Genomic DNA, 18726 nt, shown 5'->3' on the forward strand with positions numbered 1-18726 from the left:
GGTCAGCTTTTTTTCATGACAAGAGCCGATTGGTACATGCGATTTCTGGGCGTATTTGCTACGATAGAAGTAGGAGGGATGGCAGCAGTGGAAACAATGAAAATAGGTGAAATTGAGTTGGTCTGGTTAAACGGGGGAGATACTCACATGGACGGGGGTGCTATGTTTGGTGTAGTGCCAAAGCCTTTATGGTCGAAAAAATACCCTGTAAACGATCGAAACCAAATTGAGTTGCGATGTGATCCCATTCTCATTAGATGGAATGGTCTTCATATGTTAGTAGATTCGGGCATCGGATCAGGTAAACTGACTGATAAACAAAAACGAAATTATGGTGTCACAGAGGAGACAAAAGTTGAAGAATCACTTGCCACTCTAGGCCTTCAGCCAACAGATATCAATAAGGTATTAATGACACATCTACATTTTGATCATGCTAGCGGGTTAACCAAATGGGAGGGAGACAAGCTCGTTTCTGTCTTCAAAAATGCAGAGATTATCACGTCAGCTATCGAATGGGATGAAATGAGACAACCGAATATCCGTTCAAAAAATACATATTGGAAAGAAAACTGGGAGCCAGTATCTGATCAGGTGGTCACATTTGAGCAGAGTCTCGACGTGACAGACGGTATTCAAATGCATCATACAGGCGGGCATAGCAACGGACACAGTATCTTAACACTGACAAGTAACGGAGAAACAGCCATTCATTTAGCTGATATCATGCCGACACATGCGCATAGAAATCCACTTTGGGTGCTTGCATATGATGATTATCCAATGACCTCAATACCAGCCAAACAAAAGTGGCAAGCATTTGCTGAAGAAAAAGATGCGTGGTATTTGTTTTATCATGATGCCATTTATCGCGCTGTCAAGTGGGATCAAGAAGGACACCTCACACATAAAGTCAAAAGAGCAAAAGGGGTATAAAAGATGATCTGCATGTTTTTTCGCCTTTCACACAAAATAACCACAAAATGAACTTGTGAAAGGAAGAGTGCAGGTGAATCAATTTTATCGAGTACATGGTCAAATCATCGAGACGACATTAAGAGGGATGGAAGTCTTGTCTGTCCCTTATTTAAACAAAGGGGTCGCGTTTACAAAGGAAGAGCGGGAGGAGCTTGGTCTAAAAGGATTCCTACCGCCGAAGGTATTAACATTAGAAGATCAGGCAAAGCGTGCATACGAGCAGTTTAAAGCCCAGCCGGATGCGCTTGGCAAAAACATTTATTTAACGGCTCTTCACGACAGAAACGAAGTGCTGTTTTATAAATTATTAAATGAACATTTAGCTGAAATGCTTCCAATCGTATACACTCCGACAGTCGGTACTGCCATTCAGCGTTATAGTCATGAATATCGAAAACCAAGAGGTCTATATTTATCCATTGATGACCTTGACGAGATGGAAGATATTTTCGCCTCATATGGTGTGAATGAATCCATTGATTTAATCGTGGCAACGGATGCTGAAGGCATATTAGGCATCGGAGACTGGGGAGTCGGCGGAATTGCGATTTCTGTTGGGAAATTGGCTGTTTACACTGCGGCAGCAGGCATTGATCCTAGCCGTGTACTGGCGGTTGTACTTGATGCAGGAACGAATCAAGAGAGCCTGTTAAATGATCCGCTTTATGTCGGAAACCAGCATTCTCGTGTACGCGGTGAGCGCTATGACCAGTTTATTGATCGATATGTAGAGCTTGCACGAGCGACTTTTCCAAATGCCCTGCTTCACTGGGAAGACTTTGGCACAAAGAATGCACGCGCCATTTTGGAAAAATACAAGGATCATATATGTACATTTAATGATGATATTCAAGGAACTGGAGCAGTCTCACTTGCAGCAGTGCTATCTTGTGCAAAAGCATCAAAGATTCCGCTGAAAGACCATCGAATTGTCATTTTTGGAGCAGGTACAGCAGGAATAGGAATTGCTGAACAAATTCGTGATGCCATCGTGAGAGAGGGTGTCAAAGAAGAGGAATCATACGGGCGTTTTTGGTGCATTGATAAAAATGGATTACTCACAGATGATTCGACTGAAATACTACAGTTCCAAAAGCCATATGCAAGAACTTCTGAGGAAGTAAAGGACTATGCCCGTAATGGTCCAAAGCATTCGATTGATTTATTGGAGGTAGTGAAGCAGGCTAAACCAACCATTTTAATTGGAACATCTACAGTGGGCGGAGCATTCACTGAGGAAATCGTGAAAGAAATGGCGTCACACGTCGAGCGTCCAGCTATTTTACCAATGTCTAACCCGACACCTCTTTCAGAAGCGAAGCCAGAAGATCTGATCGAGTGGACAGAAGGACGTGCACTTGTGACAACAGGAAGTCCATTTGATCCTGTTGAATATAATGGGGTTACCTATGAAATTGGTCAGGCAAATAATGCTCTTGTCTTTCCTGGCCTTGGTCTTGGAACCATTGTGTCTAAAGCCCGTCTGATGACAAATAGCATGTTTGTTGCGAGTGCTGAAGCCATTGCCAGTATGGTGAATATCGGAAAACCGGGTGCGGCGATGCTGCCAAGTGTCGATCAGCTTCGAACGGTTTCAGCCACAGTGGCTGTCCGTGTGGCGCAAGCGGCCATTGACGAAGGCGTTGCACAAGAGACACCTGAGGATTTAATACAAGCTGTACAAGATGCAATGTGGCATCCAGTTTATAAAAAAATCAAAGCCATATAAAAAGAAGCTTCGCAAGGATCATTTCTTTGCGAAGCTTTTTTATCAAGCGACAGAATCAATGACATCAACGATCATACCGGTTTTTGCATCAATCATCACTTCGTACTGTTCAAGCTCGCCAAAGGCAGAGCGGGTAATGCCAGATTTGTATACATCAATTGTTTCACCATTTACGGTATACGGCTCTGGTACAGTATAAATCCAAGAGCCATCAATCGGGCCGCGCTGTTTAAAAGCAGATTTTACAATTTTTAACGCTTTTTCAGACGAGATATACGTAGGGAAACATACTTTTTTTGCAACAATTGCAGCGGCTACGCCAATACTCGCACCAATCAGAACATGTTTTAATTTCAACGTGCTGCACCTCCGTATTGCTGTTTTTTCCATTATACAAAACTTGTCCATTGATGTTAAGGAATCCGAATACTTGAGAGCATATTCAAAAAATCAAGAGAGATACTTGGAAAACCGAAAGAATTCTTATAGTATAAAGTGAGTGTTATTTTTATAGGAATATATATGGTCATGACATAGAAAAGAGGTCAACGATAGAATGAACGAAGAGACATTGTCGCTTTTCCGAAATTTAACAGAATTACAAGGAACCCCAGGTAATGAGCACCATGTGCGTGCTTTTATGAAACGCGAACTTGAGAAATATGCAGATGAATTGATCCAAGATCGACTTGGTGGTGTGTTTGGTATTCGGAAAGGACCAGAAAAAGCACCTGTCGTAATGGTTGCTGGTCATATGGATGAAGTTGGTTTTATGGTATCGTCGATTACAAAGAACGGAATGATTCGGTTTCAAACCCTTGGTGCCTGGTGGAGTCAGGTGATGCTTGCTCAACGTGTAGACGTCCACACAGATCACGGACCGATTCCAGGTGTCGTGTCAAGTACACCTCCTCACCTTCTGACACCAGAACAAAAAAGCAGATCTGTAAAGCCTTCAGATATGCTTATAGACATTGGTGCCGATAGTGCGGAAGAGGCGAAAGAGCTTGGCATTCGGCCAGGTCAGCAAATTGTGCCTGCCACTGTCTTTACCCCAATGGCCAATCCGAAAAAGATTTTAGCCAAGGCATGGGATAACCGATATGGCTGCGGACTCGCTATTGAATTATTAAAAGAGTTAAAAGACGAAACGCTTGCATGTCAGTTGTATTCAGGAGCAACTGTGCAGGAGGAAGTAGGACTAAGAGGTGCAGAAGTTGCTGCCAACATGATTAAGCCAGATCTTTTCTTTGCTTTAGACGCGAGTCCAGCAAATGACGTCACTGGTGATAAAACACAATTTGGACAGCTTGGAAAAGGCACACTTCTTCGTATTTTTGATCGAACGATGTTGACGCACCGGGGCATGAGAGACTTTGTGCTCGATACAGCAGAAACGTATAACATTCCATATCAATACTTCGTATCGCCTGGCGGTACTGACGCTGGACGTGTGCATATCTCTAACCATGGAGTACCGTCAGCTGTGATTGGTGTATGTGCCCGTTATATCCATACAAGTCATTCTGTTTTGCATGTGGATGATTATGCGGCAGCGAAAGAGTTAATCGTTCGTCTTGTAAAAAGCTGTGATCAAAGCACTGTGGATACCATTTATCAAAACGTTTAATGACTTTTAGAAACAAGGGCTGCCCGCATTCAAGGAGGCAGCCTTGTTTCTTATTGTTGTTCGAAGACGTATGATAACGCCTTGATTGCTTGATTCACTGTTTCGACCGTGATATTGGCTTTGTTTGACAACTCTTTTAATGGATGGTGCAGTTCTTTTGGGCGTATCAAAATGAGCGGCTTCCCTTTGGCGATGGCAGATGACGCATCCATTGCGGTATTCCACTGTTTATATTTTTCACCGAAGCGAGCAATGACGACATCTGCCTTGTTTAACAAAATTTCTGTACGAAAATTGTTTAAATCAGAAGCGGCATCATCTTTCAATATTGCATTTGGCTGCTCTCCGAGGATTTCTTCGCCGATGTTGTCTGAACGATCATGATGTTCCATTGGACCAACGAATGTAACTGGTAGCTTTAAAGATTGACTTTTCTCCTTGATTTCATCACGCCATTGGCTATGAATTTCTCCTGCTAAATATACGGTTAATTGCATAACGATATCCTCCTTGTGCACAAACTTAGTAAAGGTTTCCCTTGTTTCTTTTCATGTTACACAAGAAGTGCTTGATAAAGCAAAAAAAATATGATTATGATATTGATGGTAGAGGCTATTTATCATCGTAAGAAAACTACATACGATAGGAAGGACAAGCAATTTCGTCTTTCCTATGAGAAAGCAGGAAAACGACATTGATGACTTATTTGAAAAGAAAGGGAGTTTCCCTTTCACCAAAGGTGTATTTCATTGATGCACTTTCTTATATGGCTTTAGGCTTATTCGCTACATTAGTGGTAGGGCTCATCTTAAAAACAGCAGGCGGGTTGTTATCGCTTTCGTTCGTCGTTAAAATGGGGACACTTGCGATGGGGCTAATGGGACCAGCCATTGGCGTAGCGGTTGCCTATCGCTTGAATGCTTCTCCGCTGATCATTTTTGCAAGTGTTGTCTCAGGTGCCGCAGGAGCTGAGCTTGGTGGACCTGCTGGTAGCTTTGTTGCTGCCTTAATTGGTGTAGAATTAGGCAAAGTTGTAAGTGGTGAGACAAGAATAGATATTATTTTAACACCGCTTATCACCATGATGACAGGGTTTATGACCGCTGCTTCTATCGGACCAGGCATTGAGGCCATGATGACAGGACTAGGTAGACTCATCATGTGGGGAACAGATCAAAGCCCGCTTATCATGGGCATGCTTGTGGCAACTATTGTAGGGCTCGCCCTTAGTTCACCGATCTCAAGTGCTGCGCTTGCGCTCATGCTTGATTTAAGCGGAACAGCTGCAGGTGCTGCAACGATTGGCTGCTGTGCTCAAATGATCGGCTTTGCTGTTGCAGGATTTAGAGAAAACCGCTTTGGCGGTCTCGCTGCTGTTGGCATTGGGACGTCAAAACTTCAGCTTCCAAACATTGTGAGAAATCCCCTCATATTAATACCGCCGACGATTGCAGGGATCATTCTTGCGCCAATTGGTATTATTGGTTTCGGTATGGTCAATAATGCGGCAGGAGCGGGCATGGGGACAAGCGGTCTTGTCGGACAATTAATGACACTCACTGTGATGGGGTTTCATCCGTCCGTCTTACTTGCGATTGCTCTCTTGCATATCGTTGGTCCGGCAGTGATTAGTTTGGTAGTATCAGAATGGATGAGAAAAAAGGGCTATATTCAATTCGGAGATTTGACCATACAAACAGGAGGAATCAAACATGAAAAAAATTGAATCAAACGAAGAATTACAAAAAGTTATTCAAGAAGACTTAACCGTATTACTATTCTCAGCTGACTGGTGCCCGGACTGCACATTTATTGAACCATTCTTGCCTGAGATTGAAGCAAATTATCCTGAATTCGAATACTTCTATGTCGACAGAGATCAGTTCATTGATACGTGTGCAGAGTGGGAAATTTACGGAATCCCAAGCTTTTTAGTCTTTAAAAACGGACAAGAGATCAACCGGTTTGTCAGCAAAGACCGTAAGACAAAGGAAGAGATTGAAGCATTTTTGAAAGATTCTCTTGTAAAATAGACGAAAGGAGAGTCTGATAGATGGCTAACATCACACCGAGACAGCTTGCCAATCAATTGAAAAGCCGTCTTGCCAATGACAACTGGTCACACCAGTTTGACCGGGAAAAAGATACACTTCGTATTGAAGATAAACAAACAGGTAAAGGCATCACGCTTGAGCTCCCACCTATTATTGCGAAGTGGGAAGTAAAACCGGATGAAACGATGGATGAAATCGTCTATTATGTCAAAGAGGCACTGAGCGCAATGAAAGGCGAAGCCCAGCACATTTCAGGCAAAGAGAAACAAATTTATCCGGTCATTCGTTCGACTTCCTTTCCAGAGACATCAAGTGAAAATATTCCGCTCGTTTATGATGAGCATACTGCTGAAACAAGAATCTATTATGCACTTGATCTTGGAAGCACCTATCGGTTAATTGATGAGAACATGCTTCAAAAGGAAAACTGGACAAAAGAGCGAATCAGGGAAACCGCAAGCTTTAACGTCCGCTCACTTGAAACCGTGGTGAAAACGGATGAAGTGGCAGGCAATCGCTTTTATTTCTTCCGTGCGAATGACGGATACGATGCAAGCAGACTGTTAAATGAATCAATTTTACAAGAATACGCGCAAAAAATAGAGGGGCAGATGGCCATTTCTGTTCCCCATCAAGATGTATTCATTATTGCAGATGTTCGCAATGATTCAGGCTATGATATTTTAGGGCAAATGTCGATGAGCTTTTTTGCAAGCGGGACTGTTCCGATTACCGCACTGTCATTTTTATATGACGAGGGAAAGCTTGAACCGATCTTTATCCTTGCGAAAAAAAGACCAAAACAGCAGTAGAAGGGAATTTTGAGGAATGAACGTTTTTTATAATGCAGAGGGTGTGGGTGATACACTCCTTATTTCGATCAAAGAAGTGACAAGAGAACAAGTTGATTTTGAGAGATTTGGAGATGTTGTAAGAATTTTCAATCAAGACACAAAAGAAACGACCGGTTTTAATATTTTTAACGCTTCAACGTATATGAAAATGAAAGAAAATGGATCTGTGCCACTATCAGAGACACTTGTTCAAGATATCAATGAAATTTTAAGCCGTAACGGTGTGAGTGAAACATTAACGGTTGATTTATCACCAAAGTTTGTGGTCGGTTATGTGAAAGAAAAGAAAAAGCATCCTAACGCAGATAAATTAAGCATTTGTCAAGTGGATGTCGGCCAAGAAACACTGCAAATCGTGTGCGGTGCACCAAATGTAGATCAAGGTCAATATGTAGTGGTTGCGAAAGTCGGTGCAGTGATGCCTAGTGGCTTGGTGATCAAAGATGCTGAGCTAAGAGGTGTTGCTTCAAGCGGAATGATCTGTTCAGCAAAAGAATTAGGTCTTCCTGATGCACCATCTGAAAAAGGAATCCTTGTACTAGAAGGAAGTTATGAAGCTGGAGAGCCTTTTGAAGGGTAACCTCCCATAAACGGGCAGATACGAGCGAAGAATGTGTTATATCAAAGTCACTAAGTGCGTACTTAGTGACTTTTTTTCATCTACATAAATGACGAACGACCAAAAGCGGTGCTTTTCTCGCTTTTCTGCTTGAAAAAGCAATGGTATACTAAAAATCGCCCAAGAAAATGTAAGGGGAGTTAAAGTGAGTGATAAATCATGAGTTGGTTAGATAAATTTTTTAGTGTATTTTTAGGAGAAGAAAAAGCTGACAGGCAGCAAGAAGGACGACCCGTTGTGCCAAGACAGCAATCTCTTGATCATAATAAAGAATATAAAAAGATTGAAGAGACAAAAGTCTACTATGAGTATCCGAAAGGCAAATTCCGCTTTCCTCTCGTTCCAGATGAACCTGCACGTGATGGAGTTTATCAGCAGGAGAGAAGGCGAGTCCGCCAAGAAAAGCCAAAAGCAAAGCAGACTGCATATCAGTCGAAACAAAAGATCCAGCCTGATGTGAATAAAAAGCCGTTTAAAACGGAGCAAATTCCATCACCCATCTATGGCTATCATCAAGATATGCGACCGAAACGAACGGGATCGAAGAACGATGCAGCCTCTGTTCAAATGAAGTCATCTGAAGAAGCGACGCAGCGTGTGACGCTTTTATCTGAAGAAGCGGAACGTGAACGAAATGTCAGACAGCAAATGAATATTCCGTCCATCCGTAAAGAAAATCGTGTCAAAGCAGCATATTCCGCTTCTGCTGAAGAAAAAGAGGAGACGCCGTTTACAGTGCAAGAGGAATTCTCCCAACAGGATTTTGTTCAAACAAATATGGAGCGTTCAGAGCACGATCATCTCATGTCAACAACTGAAACTGATCAAATAAGGCCTGAATCTCAAGAACATAAGCAGGCTTACCTGCATGAGGAGAAAAAAGAACCTGCATATGATGAACCGATTGAGCATCAACCAGTCAAGGCGGCAATAGAAGAACAAGAAGAATGGCGACAAATAACCAACGATCCTATGAATATAAATGATTCTGAAGATCAGGTTGAGGAAGTGGAAACGTTAGACCTTGGCGAAGCAGCCGATAATGCATCGGTAGGGATCGACATGGTGAGAGAAAGGCTAGCAGCAGACGAGACGGTGACAGAAGAAATAATAGAAGTAGATCTTGAGGAGAAAGAGTCAGTTCCAACAGAAGAGAGACAAGAAGAAATATCGATAGCGGATTCTACAGAACATGAACCAGTTTTTTTACAAAACAACATTCAAGATGACCTGCCAGAAGATGACGTGGTGGCTAAAGAGCAAGAATCAGTAGCAGAACCTGTATGGGCACAAGAGCTTCCTGCATCTCAGCCAGAGGAAACAACGAATGAAATGCATGAACAAGTGCAACAAACATTAGTTGATGCGAAGCAGGATGATGTAAAAGAGGCTTCTCTGCAATCGAAGCGTTCAAGCGGTCAAACATCAACCGTTCCATTTAACGTCATGATGTTCAAAAGTGACAAGCGTGTGCAGCAGAAAAAAGCACGACATCAACAAGGGTATGTATTTCCTAGTTTAGCCCTTTTGGACGTTCCGCCAGCACAAAAAGAAGAGGATGGCACATGGGTGAAAGAGCGGGCAGACTTGCTCAACGCAACTTTAAAGAATTTCAATGTGAGGGCAAGTGTGGTCCATGTCACACAGGGGCCATCTGTCACAAGATTTGAAGTGCATCCCGAACCAGGCGTGAAAGTGAACAAAATCACCAATCTGTCGGATGATATTAAACTCAGTTTGTCAGCAAAGGATATTCGAATTGAAGCACCCATCCCAGGTAAGAACACGATCGGAATTGAAGTGCCAAACCTCCACAGTAAAATGGTATTTCTAAGGGAAATGGTGAGAAGCAGTGCATTTAGAGATAATCCTTCCCCTTTGACGGCAGCTCTTGGGTTAGATATCTCAGGTCAGCCTGTTGTTGTTGACTTGCAAAAGATGCCGCATGGCTTAATCGCTGGGGCGACGGGTTCCGGAAAGAGCGTATGCATTAATACAATTTTAGTGAGCTTGATGTTTAAAGCATCACCAGATGAAGTGAAAATGCTCTTAATCGATCCTAAAATGGTTGAACTTGCCCCTTATAACAAGATTCCGCATCTCGTAAGTCCCGTTATTACGGACGCCAAGACAGCAACAGCTTCCCTAAAATGGGTTGTAGATGAAATGGAAAGACGCTATGAACTGTTCGCTCACTCCGGCGTAAGAGAAATTAAACGATTCAATGAGCTCGTGAAAGAAAAACAAATGGGTGAAAAACTACCGTATCTCGTCGTTGTCATTGATGAGCTCGCCGATTTAATGATGGTGGCACCGAATGAAGTAGAAGAAAGCATTTGCCGTATTGCACAAAAAGCAAGAGCATGCGGTATTCATTTACTAATTGCGACACAAAGACCATCCGTTGATGTCATCACAGGCCTGATTAAAGCCAATATCCCAACAAGAATTGCCTTCTCTGTCTCAAGTCAAGTTGATTCAAGAACCATTATTGATATGGCAGGTGCAGAAAAGCTTCTAGGAAAAGGGGATATGCTCTTTTTAGAAAATGGTTCTGGCAAGCCAACAAGGCTACAAGGAAACTTTGTCTCTGACCGTGAGATTGATCGAGTGGTGGCCCATGTCAGAAAACAACGCAAGCCGGTTTATCTTTTCGAACAGGAAGAATTGATGCTCCAAGGTTCGGCGATTACAGATGAAGATGAACTGTTTGTGGATGCCTGCCGATTTGCGATAGAGCAGAATAGTGCAAGTACATCTAGTTTGCAAAGAAGATTTAGAATTGGCTATAATCGTGCAGCAAGGCTGATTGACATGATGGAGCGAGAAGGCATGATTTCCGGTGCGAAAGGAAGTAAGCCAAGAGAGGTCCTCATGACACTCAGCGATTTAGAGAAATTGATCTAATCAAACCGCTTCATTTTTTTGATAAACATGGTATGATAGCACATAGGTGCAATTTTGTAATTGGACACTTTTTGCATGCCTGTCTGAAAGCATTTCACATAAAATACGCTGAAACAGGTGTAAGAAATAGGGAATTTGTTGGATACTAATCATAGTGAATATTGATTAGAATAGGAAAATCGGAAAAATTTTAATTTGGAGCTGCGATTTGTGATTATCAACAGACGAAAATCACAAGTTGCAAATTGAAATGAGCGTCATATACTGAAAGTCAGATAGACGTTTGTTGGAGGTACAATTATGACTGTTTATCATTTTGTTGGAATAAAAGGGACAGGTATGAGTCCACTGGCCCAAATTCTTCATGATACTGGGCATACTGTCCAAGGATCGGATATCGAAAAACATATCTTCACACAGAAGGCGTTAGAAGAAAGAAATATTAAAATTTTACCATTTGATGCAGATAATATTAAACCAGGGATGACTGTTATTGCAGGAAATGCATTTCCTGATTCACATCCTGAGATCGAACGTGCCCTTTCTGAGGGGATTCCTGTGATTCGCTATCACAAATTTCTTGGAGAATACATGGATTCATTTACAAACATTGCGATTACTGGTGCTCATGGTAAGACATCCACAACAGGACTGCTTGCACATGTGATGCAATCTGCAAAACCTACTTCGTACTTAATCGGTGATGGATCTGGTATGGGGAAAGAGAACAGCGAATATTTTGTATTTGAAGCTTGCGAATACCGTAGACATTTTCTGAGTTACCACCCAGACTATGCAATCATGACAAATATTGATTTTGATCACCCTGATTATTTTTCAGACATTAATGACGTATTTGATGCGTTTCAAAACATGGCACTTCAAGTAAAGAAAGCGATTATCGCTTGTGGAGACGATGAGCATTTGCTTAAGATTCAAGCAAAAGTACCTGTTGTATACTACGGATTGAATGAAGAAAACGATTTTCAAGCTAGAAATGTTGTGAAAAGTACGGAAGGCACCACATTTGATGTATTTGTACGCAATACGTTTTATGATACCTTCTCTATTCCTGCTTACGGAAATCATAATGTCCTCAACTCTTTAGCTGTTATTGCGTTATGTCATTATGAAGCCATTGATGTAGAGCTGATCAAAGCTTCACTTATGACATTTGGCGGTGTGAAAAGACGCTTTAATGAAAAAGTAATCGGTGAGCAAGTGTTAATTGACGATTATGCGCATCATCCAACTGAAATTCAGGTTACCATCGAGGCTGCCCGTCAAAAATACCCAGACCGCGATATTGTGGCTGTCTTCCAGCCGCATACCTTTACACGAACACAGCAGTTTTTAAATGAATTTGCAGACAGCTTAAAAAAAGCTGATTATGTGTATCTGTGTGATATCTTTGGCTCAGCCCGTGAAAATATTGGAAAACTGAGCATTGCAGATTTACAAGAGAAAATCCCACAAGCACAGCTAATTGATGAAAAAGATACATCTGTGCTTAAAGCTCATAAAGATGCCATTTTGATCTTTATGGGAGCTGGAGATATTCAAAAATATTTGCGTGCTTATGAAAAAGTAGCTGTATAATGTAAAAAAGTGCCGATTGTACCGGCACTTTTTTATGTCGACTTAAAGGTGACAAAGGGGCTAAATGTGTCAGGATATGCTGCTTTTTTTCTTCGCTGTGGACAGGAATTAACAAATAAGTGTAGAATTATTATTCAATCGGTCATTCTAGGTGAGGTTTGAATGATACAACGAGAGGGTATTAAATTAAATATGCCCGCAGCAAAGGAGGTATCAGATGATGATTATTCTATATTTAAGCGTTGCATTGATTGCGATTGCTTTCCTCATTCTTGTCATCTATTTGTCCAAAACATTAAAAACTTTACAGTTGACGTTAAAAAATGTTGCATCAACTTTAGAAAGTCTTGAAGGACAGATGCAAGGCATCACCACAGAGACAGCGCAGTTGCTACATAAGACAAATCAACTTGCTGAAGACATTCAAGACAAATCGCGAAAACTAAACACAGTTGTGGATGCGGTGCATGGAATTGGCGGCTCTATCAACCAATTTAATACAAGCATAAAGCAGGCAGCCAGATCGGTTTCTTCATCCGTTGAGAGGAATCAAGAAAAAGTAACGGATGTGGTGAGTTGGAGTAATGCAGCACTTGAAATTTATAAAAAGTGGAAAGAACGTAAAAAACAAAAATAAACCATTTTCGCATAGGAGGAATAATCATGAGCAAAGACGGAATGAATAGCAAAGACTTTTTGTTCGGAACACTAATTGGTGGCATTATTGGTGCAACAACAGCACTCTTTTTAGCACCGAAGTCAGGGAAAGAGCTCCGCGGTGATTTGAACACACAAGCGAATGCTTTAAAAGAAAAAACAGATCAACTCACAACAGATGCAAAAGAAAAAGGCACTGAGTATGTGACGATTGCGAAAGATAAAACATCCGAACTATCACAGCTAGTGGTAGAGCAATCAAACCAGATTCTAGAAAAAGTGAAAGACATAAAAGAGCGTGCAACTGGAAAAGCTAATCAAGTAAAAAGTGATGCAGAAGAGGCTGTATCTGATGTGGCCAGCGAAGTGTCAGATGTGGCAGATGAAGCAAAAGTAAGAGCAGAAGAAACAAAATCAGAGATTGAAGAGGGCATCAAAGATGTCCAAGAAAAAATCGATCAATCAACAAAAAGTTAACGAACTGTTCAATTTAGAGAGGAGCACATCATGTCAAAGCAACTCATTGAAACAGAAGATCAGTTTAATCAACTAACGAATCAAGACGGAACATTTGTCTTATTTAAGCACAGTTTAACATGTCCAATTAGCCAAGCCGCTTTTCAAGAATTTGAAGCATTTGCGTCTGAACACGAAGATATACCTTCTTACTTCTTGCAAATTCAAAGCGCTAGAGAGCTTTCATCATATGTGGCTGAAGAGACAGGGGTAAAACACGAAAGTCCACAAGCACTCATCTTTAACGGTGGAAAAGTGAAATGGCATGCGTCTCACTCCAACATTACAAAAGAGGCGCTCGAACAAAATATTTAGAAACACGTCAACAATCTGACGTCAGCTTATGCTGACGTTTTTTTGATCAAAAAATGTACATAAATTAAATGTGTCCTATGATTATCTTACAAATATCACTTTATCGCTTAAAAGCGTTTAGGTAATAAAGAATTTTTTCGTGACAATTCCGAAATCTTTGTTTATAATAAACCCTATCATAGGAGAATGAAAAATAAAAAGCGAGAGCAGGCAGAGGAAAGGATGACAAAAATGAGCAACAATGAATTAGAACAATTGAGACAGCAAGCAGATGAGCTGAATCTTCAAATCTTAAAACTGATCAATGAAAGAGGAAACATTGTAAAAGAAATCGGTAAGGCGAAGGAAGCGCAAGGTGTTAATCGTTATGATCCTGTCAGAGAGCGCACAATGTTGAATCGAATTCTTGAGGAAAATGATGGACCATTTGAAAACTCAACAATCCAACATATTTTCAAAGAAATTTTCAAAGCAGGCTTAGAACTTCAAGAAGATGATCATAGCAAAGCGCTTCTTGTCTCTCGTAAGAAAAAACCAGAAAACACAATTGTGAACATTAATGGTGAAGCAATTGGTGATGGAACACAACGTTTTATCGTTGGACCATGTGCTGTTGAAAGCTATGAGCAAGTAGCAGAAGTCGCAGCAGCTGCTAAAAAGCAAGGGCTGAAACTTCTTCGCGGGGGCGCATTTAAACCTCGCACAAGTCCATACGATTTCCAAGGGCTTGGTGTAGACGGTCTAAAGATTCTAAAGCGTGTCGCTGATGAATATGGTCTTGCTGTCATTAGTGAAATTGTTAATCCTGCTCATATTCAAGAGGCCATTGAACATATTGATGTCATTCAAATTGGTGCACGTAATATGCAAAACTTTGAACTATTAAAAGAAGCCGGCTCTGTTAAGAAGCCAGTCCTTTTAAAACGCGGCCTTGCAGCAACCATTTCAGAATTCATCAATGCAGCTGAATACATCATCGCTCAAGGAAATGACCAAATTATTCTTTGTGAGCGTGGTATCCGCACATACGAAACAGCCACTAGAAATACACTGGATATCTCTGCAGTGCCAATCTTAAAACAAGAGACGCATTTACCAGTCTTTGTTGATGTGACGCATTCAACTGGACGTAGAGATCTTCTTCTTCCAACCGCTAAAGCAGCTCTTGCCATTGGAGCTGATGGTGTCATGGCGGAAGTGCATCCAGACCCATCTGTTGCTTTATCTGATTCAGCGCAGCAAATGGACATTCCTCAATTTGAGAAATGGTTAGACGCGCTAAGACCGCTTGTGAACATTCACGCGTAAGAATAGGTAGAAACCGCCGGATAACAACCCGGCGGTTTTTTAATGGAAAAAATAAGATGAAATTGGGAATGAAAGCAAAGGGGCATATTGCAATATCAAAAAACACTGTTCACAATGTTTTCATTTTTAAAATTCGACAGAATCTGCTAAGATCATTGTCATAGCTGACGTTCACGACTATTTTTATAAAATATGATTCAATATACAGGTAACAAGCTGATGAAAGTTTGTTTAATTTAATTATAAAAAGAAAGGGAACGTTTTCATATGACAAAAAAACGTGTATAATTTCATAAAAGAATGTCATTTTGATGTAGATTGAAAAATTATGTGTCTCTTTTCATCTTTTTGATGACAAATAGGATATTATTTTCCTCGTATCTGACATGTCTCTATCCAATTGGTGAATGCTATAGATATGAAGTGTATTTGAAGGAGTGATTTATGTGAATAATGTTACAATATATGATGTAGCGAGAGAAGCAAATGTAAGTATGGCAACGGTATCACGCGTTGTAAATGGAAACCCGAATGTGAAACCAACGACAAGAAAAAAGGTGCTTGAAGCGATTGATCGCCTTGGCTACCGTCCAAATGCAGTAGCGCGGGGGCTTGCAAGTAAAAAGACGACAACTGTTGGTGTCATCATCCCTGATATTTCTAGTGTTTTTTATTCTGAGCTTGCACGTGGAATTGAAGATATCGCCACAATGTACAAGTACAACATCATTTTAAGCAACTCAGATCAAAATACAGATAAAGAGCTTCATTTGTTAAATACGATGCTAGGTAAACAGGTGGATGGTATTGTCTTTATGGGCGGTAACATTACGGATGTGCATGTTGAAGAATTTAAGCGCTCTCCTGTACCGATTGTACTTGCAGCATCTGTCGAAGAGCAGGGAAAAACACCATCTGTAAACATTAACTATGAACAAGCGATTTATGATTCAGTACAATTATTGGTAGAAAAAGGACATAAACGCATTGCGTTTGTATCTGGTCCTTTGTCAGAACCAATTAATTCTGTTAGGAAGCTTGCAGGTTATAAGCGTGCGCTTAAAGAAGCGGGCATTGCTTTTGACGATATGCTAGTCGCAGAAGGTGATTACTCTTATGACTCTGGAATTGAAGCAATTGCGAATCTGCTTGAGCAATCAGATCGGCCGACCGCTGTCATTGCAGCAACTGATGAAATGGCCCTTGGCGTCATTCACGGTGCACAGGATCGGGGAGTGTCAATTCCTGAAGACCTTGAGATCATTGGCTTTGATAACACAAGATTGTCCCTCATGGTGCGTCCTCAGTTGACAACCGTCGTGCAGCCAACATATGATATCGGTGCAGTGGCTATGAGACTACTCACAAAGCTAATGAACAAAGAACAAGTGGATGATCAAATTGTTGAACTGCCACACAGAATTGAAGAAAGACAATCAACGAAATAACAATGAAAGAAAGCAGCCCACATGATTTGTGGAGGTCTGCTTTCTTTTTATGATATTAAATTGAACCTTTTCTTGTTTATATGTTTCTGTATGATGGCCTTGTGTCTTCTTGTCAAAAGAATATAACGATAAATATATTCGATTGAGTGTAAAAACGAATAAGATTATAAGCGAATTGTTAGAACGCACGAGATCCCTTATTGAGTGAAAAAAGGATCATCTATATTCCCGAAGACGTTTTGACTTGTTTAAAACTATTGTTGTTTGTAAACATTTTTATGCATTTTTCTTTTCTCTTCTTACAGGCATCAGCGCTTTTTCAACCGTTTGCGCATTTTTTTCTGTAATCTCGGCTCTTCTTGGTATAGGAGCATATAAATCGTCAGGGTCTGACCATGTGTCAGGGAGCGTGACAGGCGATTGCTTGTTCCATGCAGTAATCCAGTCCTGAGGAATAGCAGATGGAGGTGTGATGCCTTTCATTTCAAGCCAAATGCGGCTCCATGCTCTTGGCACAACCCGCCAAATATCATAACCACCTCCGCCAACTGCAATCCATCTCCCGTCACAATATTGATGGGCAAGCTCATGTGCCAGTTTGGGAATTTCCTCATAAATCTTCATTGTGGCTGATAAATGCGTCAATGGGTCATAATAATGAGCATCTGCTCCATTCTGCGTCAAAATCACATCTGGTTTAAAAAAAGCAGCAATCTCTGTCACTGCCGTTCGGTATGCATCAAGGAACGATTCATCTTCTGTAAATGCATCGAGCGGGATATTATAAGCATATCCATAGCCTTTATCGTGACCTCTTTCCTGTACTTGTCCAGTTCCAGGAAATAGGTATCGACCCGTTTCATGAATAGACACCGTACAAACCTCTGGATCATCATAAAAACTAAATTGTACACCATCTCCGTGATGAGCATCTGTATCAATATATAAAATTCTCGCACCATATTTTTTTTGAATATATTGAATGGCAACGGAGCTATCATTATAAATACAAAAGCCAGACGCACGCCCTTTAAATCCGTGATGAAGTCCGCCTCCAAGATTGACAGCATGCTGCGCATTTCCCATCATGACTTGATCGACAGCTGTTAATGTACCGCCGACAAGAAGAGAAGCGGCTTCATGCATGCCTAAAAACATAGGTGTATCTTCTGTTCCAAGTCCATATCGTTCGCCCTCTGCTGTAGACAGCTTTCCTTCGCTTGCACGCTGAACGGCTTGGATATAATCCCCTGTATGCACGAGCTTTAATTCCTCAATCGTGGCTATACGCGGCGCAATGATCTCATCATCTGTTAATGCCTTCATTTTTTGAAGGAGATCAAATGTTAAGTAGACGCGAAGCTGATTGAAGGGATGATCTTGGTGGAATTGATACGTTTGAAAAGAAGGTGAAAAAACAAAGATCGCTTCTTTCATCTGATCGTCTGCTCCATTGGCCAGATCACTTTGTATCCTTTTGCACGAATGATTCTTGTCACATGATCTGCATGAATGGTTCTAAGGCGGAATACGAGCACTTTAGATGCCTCGTTTGCATGCGGATATACAAGTACGCTTAATATCTGAATATGATGCTCTTTTAAAATGGCCGTAATGTCTGCCAGCCCTTCCGTCATTTGCTCCACTTCAATCTCTAAGTGTGATCCCGGTTTGTCTGCACCTGTCAGTCTGACAAAGGTACGAAGTAAATCCGTTTTTGTGATAATTCCTACAAGTTTGCCGCGTCTCACAACGGGAAGGCAGCCAATTCCATGTTCAAGGAAGACATTCGAAATTTCCTCGACGAAATCAAGCGGGTGAGCCGTGACCGTTTCGAGCACCATAATCTCTTCAACCGGTTGCTGAATAAAAAGCTGCCTTTTTTCTGTTTCAAAAATACTTGGACTGGCATTTTTAATATCCCGATCTGTTACCATCCCAATGACAGAACCTTGATCAGATACGATTGGAATATGCCGAACGTGATGTGCTCTCATTTTTTGAATGGCTTCTTCAATCGTATCGGTTTTTCGCAATGTGATCACATTGCGCTGCATAATTTGTTCAATCATCATGTTTACCAATCCCCTTTGCCAAAAAACGAATGGAATG

At 41.2% G+C, this 18726-nt stretch carries 18 protein-coding genes; 14 read left to right on the forward strand and 4 right to left on the reverse strand.

Translation table 11 applies throughout. From position 1 onward, the window contains the following. The first annotated feature begins 87 nt into the window (after nucleotides 1-87). On the forward strand, nucleotides 88-936 hold the full coding sequence (locus tag ABVJ71_RS16075; protein ID WP_353856719.1) for an MBL fold metallo-hydrolase: 849 nt from the start codon (nucleotides 88-90) through the stop codon (nucleotides 934-936). Nucleotides 937-1009: 73 nt separating this feature from the next. Next, on the forward strand, nucleotides 1010-2707 hold the full coding sequence (locus tag ABVJ71_RS16080; RefSeq protein ID WP_353854904.1) for an NAD-dependent malic enzyme: 1698 nt from the start codon (nucleotides 1010-1012) through the stop codon (nucleotides 2705-2707). A gap of 42 nt (nucleotides 2708-2749) precedes the next feature. On the opposite strand, the gene ABVJ71_RS16085 is transcribed toward ABVJ71_RS16080, so the two are convergent. After that, complete coding sequence (locus ABVJ71_RS16085) at nucleotides 2750-3064, reverse strand: PepSY domain-containing protein (RefSeq protein WP_353854905.1); 315 nt, start codon at nucleotides 3062-3064, stop codon at nucleotides 2750-2752. A gap of 199 nt (nucleotides 3065-3263) precedes the next feature. On the opposite strand from ABVJ71_RS16085, the gene ABVJ71_RS16090 reads away from it, so the two are divergent. Next, nucleotides 3264-4337 (forward strand): M42 family metallopeptidase, encoded by a 1074-nt coding sequence (locus tag ABVJ71_RS16090; RefSeq protein WP_353854906.1) that lies wholly within the window; start codon nucleotides 3264-3266, stop codon nucleotides 4335-4337. 50 nt (nucleotides 4338-4387) lie between these two features. Here the strand turns inward: ABVJ71_RS16090 and ABVJ71_RS16095 are convergent, their stop codons facing one another. After that, nucleotides 4388-4834, reverse strand: a complete 447-nt coding sequence (locus tag ABVJ71_RS16095) for a YtoQ family protein (RefSeq protein ID WP_353854907.1) — start codon at nucleotides 4832-4834, stop codon at nucleotides 4388-4390. A gap of 200 nt (nucleotides 4835-5034) precedes the next feature. On the opposite strand from ABVJ71_RS16095, the gene ABVJ71_RS16100 reads away from it, so the two are divergent. From ABVJ71_RS16100 to ccpA, 11 genes are all read left to right on the forward strand, one after another. Then, complete coding sequence (locus ABVJ71_RS16100; RefSeq protein ID WP_353854908.1) at nucleotides 5035-6063, forward strand: PTS sugar transporter subunit IIC; 1029 nt, start codon at nucleotides 5035-5037, stop codon at nucleotides 6061-6063. Then, a complete protein-coding gene (locus tag ABVJ71_RS16105; RefSeq protein ID WP_353854909.1) occupies nucleotides 6050-6370 on the forward strand; it encodes a thioredoxin family protein in 321 nt (106 codons plus the stop codon). Before ABVJ71_RS16100 ends, ABVJ71_RS16105 begins: the two co-directional genes overlap by 14 nt. Before the next feature lie 20 nt (nucleotides 6371-6390). Next, nucleotides 6391-7203: a DUF1444 domain-containing protein gene (locus ABVJ71_RS16110; RefSeq protein ID WP_353854910.1), complete on the forward strand. Its 813-nt coding sequence runs from the start codon at nucleotides 6391-6393 to the stop codon at nucleotides 7201-7203. A 16-nt stretch (nucleotides 7204-7219) separates the two neighbouring features. Then, nucleotides 7220-7825, forward strand: a complete 606-nt coding sequence (gene ytpR / locus ABVJ71_RS16115) for a YtpR family tRNA-binding protein (protein WP_353854911.1) — start codon at nucleotides 7220-7222, stop codon at nucleotides 7823-7825. 198 nt (nucleotides 7826-8023) lie between these two features. Next, nucleotides 8024-10771 (forward strand): DNA translocase FtsK, encoded by a 2748-nt coding sequence (locus tag ABVJ71_RS16120; protein ID WP_353854912.1) that lies wholly within the window; start codon nucleotides 8024-8026, stop codon nucleotides 10769-10771. A 300-nt stretch (nucleotides 10772-11071) separates the two neighbouring features. Then, nucleotides 11072-12370, forward strand: a complete 1299-nt coding sequence (gene murC / locus ABVJ71_RS16125; RefSeq protein ID WP_353854913.1) for a UDP-N-acetylmuramate--L-alanine ligase — start codon at nucleotides 11072-11074, stop codon at nucleotides 12368-12370. Nucleotides 12371-12587: 217 nt separating this feature from the next. After that, nucleotides 12588-13007 carry a DUF948 domain-containing protein gene (locus tag ABVJ71_RS16130; RefSeq protein ID WP_353854914.1) on the forward strand — a complete coding sequence of 140 codons (420 nt, stop codon included), beginning with the start codon at nucleotides 12588-12590 and terminating at the stop codon, nucleotides 13005-13007. 26 nt (nucleotides 13008-13033) lie between these two features. Then, on the forward strand, nucleotides 13034-13504 hold the full coding sequence (locus ABVJ71_RS16135) for a YtxH domain-containing protein (RefSeq protein WP_353854915.1): 471 nt from the start codon (nucleotides 13034-13036) through the stop codon (nucleotides 13502-13504). Between the two features lie 30 nt (nucleotides 13505-13534). Beyond that, nucleotides 13535-13858 carry a bacillithiol system redox-active protein YtxJ gene (gene ytxJ / locus ABVJ71_RS16140; protein ID WP_353854916.1) on the forward strand — a complete coding sequence of 108 codons (324 nt, stop codon included), beginning with the start codon at nucleotides 13535-13537 and terminating at the stop codon, nucleotides 13856-13858. 231 nt (nucleotides 13859-14089) lie between these two features. Next, nucleotides 14090-15166 carry a bifunctional 3-deoxy-7-phosphoheptulonate synthase/chorismate mutase gene (locus ABVJ71_RS16145; RefSeq protein ID WP_353856720.1) on the forward strand — a complete coding sequence of 359 codons (1077 nt, stop codon included), beginning with the start codon at nucleotides 14090-14092 and terminating at the stop codon, nucleotides 15164-15166. 446 nt (nucleotides 15167-15612) lie between these two features. Then, on the forward strand, nucleotides 15613-16614 hold the full coding sequence (gene ccpA, locus ABVJ71_RS16150) for a catabolite control protein A (protein WP_353854917.1): 1002 nt from the start codon (nucleotides 15613-15615) through the stop codon (nucleotides 16612-16614). A gap of 276 nt (nucleotides 16615-16890) precedes the next feature. On the opposite strand, the gene ABVJ71_RS16155 is transcribed toward ccpA, so the two are convergent. Continuing rightward, nucleotides 16891-18051 carry an acetoin utilization protein AcuC gene (locus ABVJ71_RS16155; RefSeq protein WP_353854918.1) on the reverse strand — a complete coding sequence of 387 codons (1161 nt, stop codon included), beginning with the start codon at nucleotides 18049-18051 and terminating at the stop codon, nucleotides 16891-16893. Continuing rightward, nucleotides 18048-18689, reverse strand: coding sequence for a CBS and ACT domain-containing protein (locus ABVJ71_RS16160; RefSeq protein ID WP_353854919.1), 642 nt, complete (start codon nucleotides 18687-18689; stop codon nucleotides 18048-18050). Before ABVJ71_RS16160 ends, ABVJ71_RS16155 begins: the two co-directional genes overlap by 4 nt. Between the last annotated feature and the right edge of the window lie 37 nt (nucleotides 18690-18726).

This window comes from Bacillus sp. Bos-x628, from assembly GCF_040500475.1.
In the GTDB taxonomy this organism is placed as follows: Bacteria; Bacillota; Bacilli; order Bacillales; family Bacillaceae; genus Bacillus; species Bacillus maqinnsis.

Excerpts from the sequence above, each read along its gene's own strand:
- ABVJ71_RS16090 (WP_353854906.1), top strand. The coding sequence starts at position 3,264 with ATGAACGAAGAGACATTGTCGCTTTTCCGAAATTTAACAGAATTACAA.
- ABVJ71_RS16095 (WP_353854907.1), bottom strand. The coding sequence starts at position 4,834 with ATGCAATTAACCGTATATTTAGCAGGAGAAATTCATAGCCAATGGCGT.
- ABVJ71_RS16100 (WP_353854908.1), top strand. The coding sequence starts at position 5,035 with ATGACTTATTTGAAAAGAAAGGGAGTTTCCCTTTCACCAAAGGTGTAT.
- ABVJ71_RS16105 (WP_353854909.1), top strand. The coding sequence starts at position 6,050 with ATGAAAAAAATTGAATCAAACGAAGAATTACAAAAAGTTATTCAAGAA.
- ABVJ71_RS16110 (WP_353854910.1), top strand. The coding sequence starts at position 6,391 with ATGGCTAACATCACACCGAGACAGCTTGCCAATCAATTGAAAAGCCGT.
- ytpR (WP_353854911.1), top strand. The coding sequence starts at position 7,220 with ATGAACGTTTTTTATAATGCAGAGGGTGTGGGTGATACACTCCTTATT.
- ABVJ71_RS16120 (WP_353854912.1), top strand. The coding sequence starts at position 8,024 with ATGAGTTGGTTAGATAAATTTTTTAGTGTATTTTTAGGAGAAGAAAAA.
- murC (WP_353854913.1), top strand. The coding sequence starts at position 11,072 with ATGACTGTTTATCATTTTGTTGGAATAAAAGGGACAGGTATGAGTCCA.
- ABVJ71_RS16130 (WP_353854914.1), top strand. The coding sequence starts at position 12,588 with ATGATGATTATTCTATATTTAAGCGTTGCATTGATTGCGATTGCTTTC.
- ABVJ71_RS16135 (WP_353854915.1), top strand. The coding sequence starts at position 13,034 with ATGAGCAAAGACGGAATGAATAGCAAAGACTTTTTGTTCGGAACACTA.
- ytxJ (WP_353854916.1), top strand. The coding sequence starts at position 13,535 with ATGTCAAAGCAACTCATTGAAACAGAAGATCAGTTTAATCAACTAACG.
- ABVJ71_RS16145 (WP_353856720.1), top strand. The coding sequence starts at position 14,090 with ATGAGCAACAATGAATTAGAACAATTGAGACAGCAAGCAGATGAGCTG.
- ABVJ71_RS16155 (WP_353854918.1), bottom strand. The coding sequence starts at position 18,051 with ATGAAAGAAGCGATCTTTGTTTTTTCACCTTCTTTTCAAACGTATCAA.
- ABVJ71_RS16160 (WP_353854919.1), bottom strand. The coding sequence starts at position 18,689 with ATGATGATTGAACAAATTATGCAGCGCAATGTGATCACATTGCGAAAA.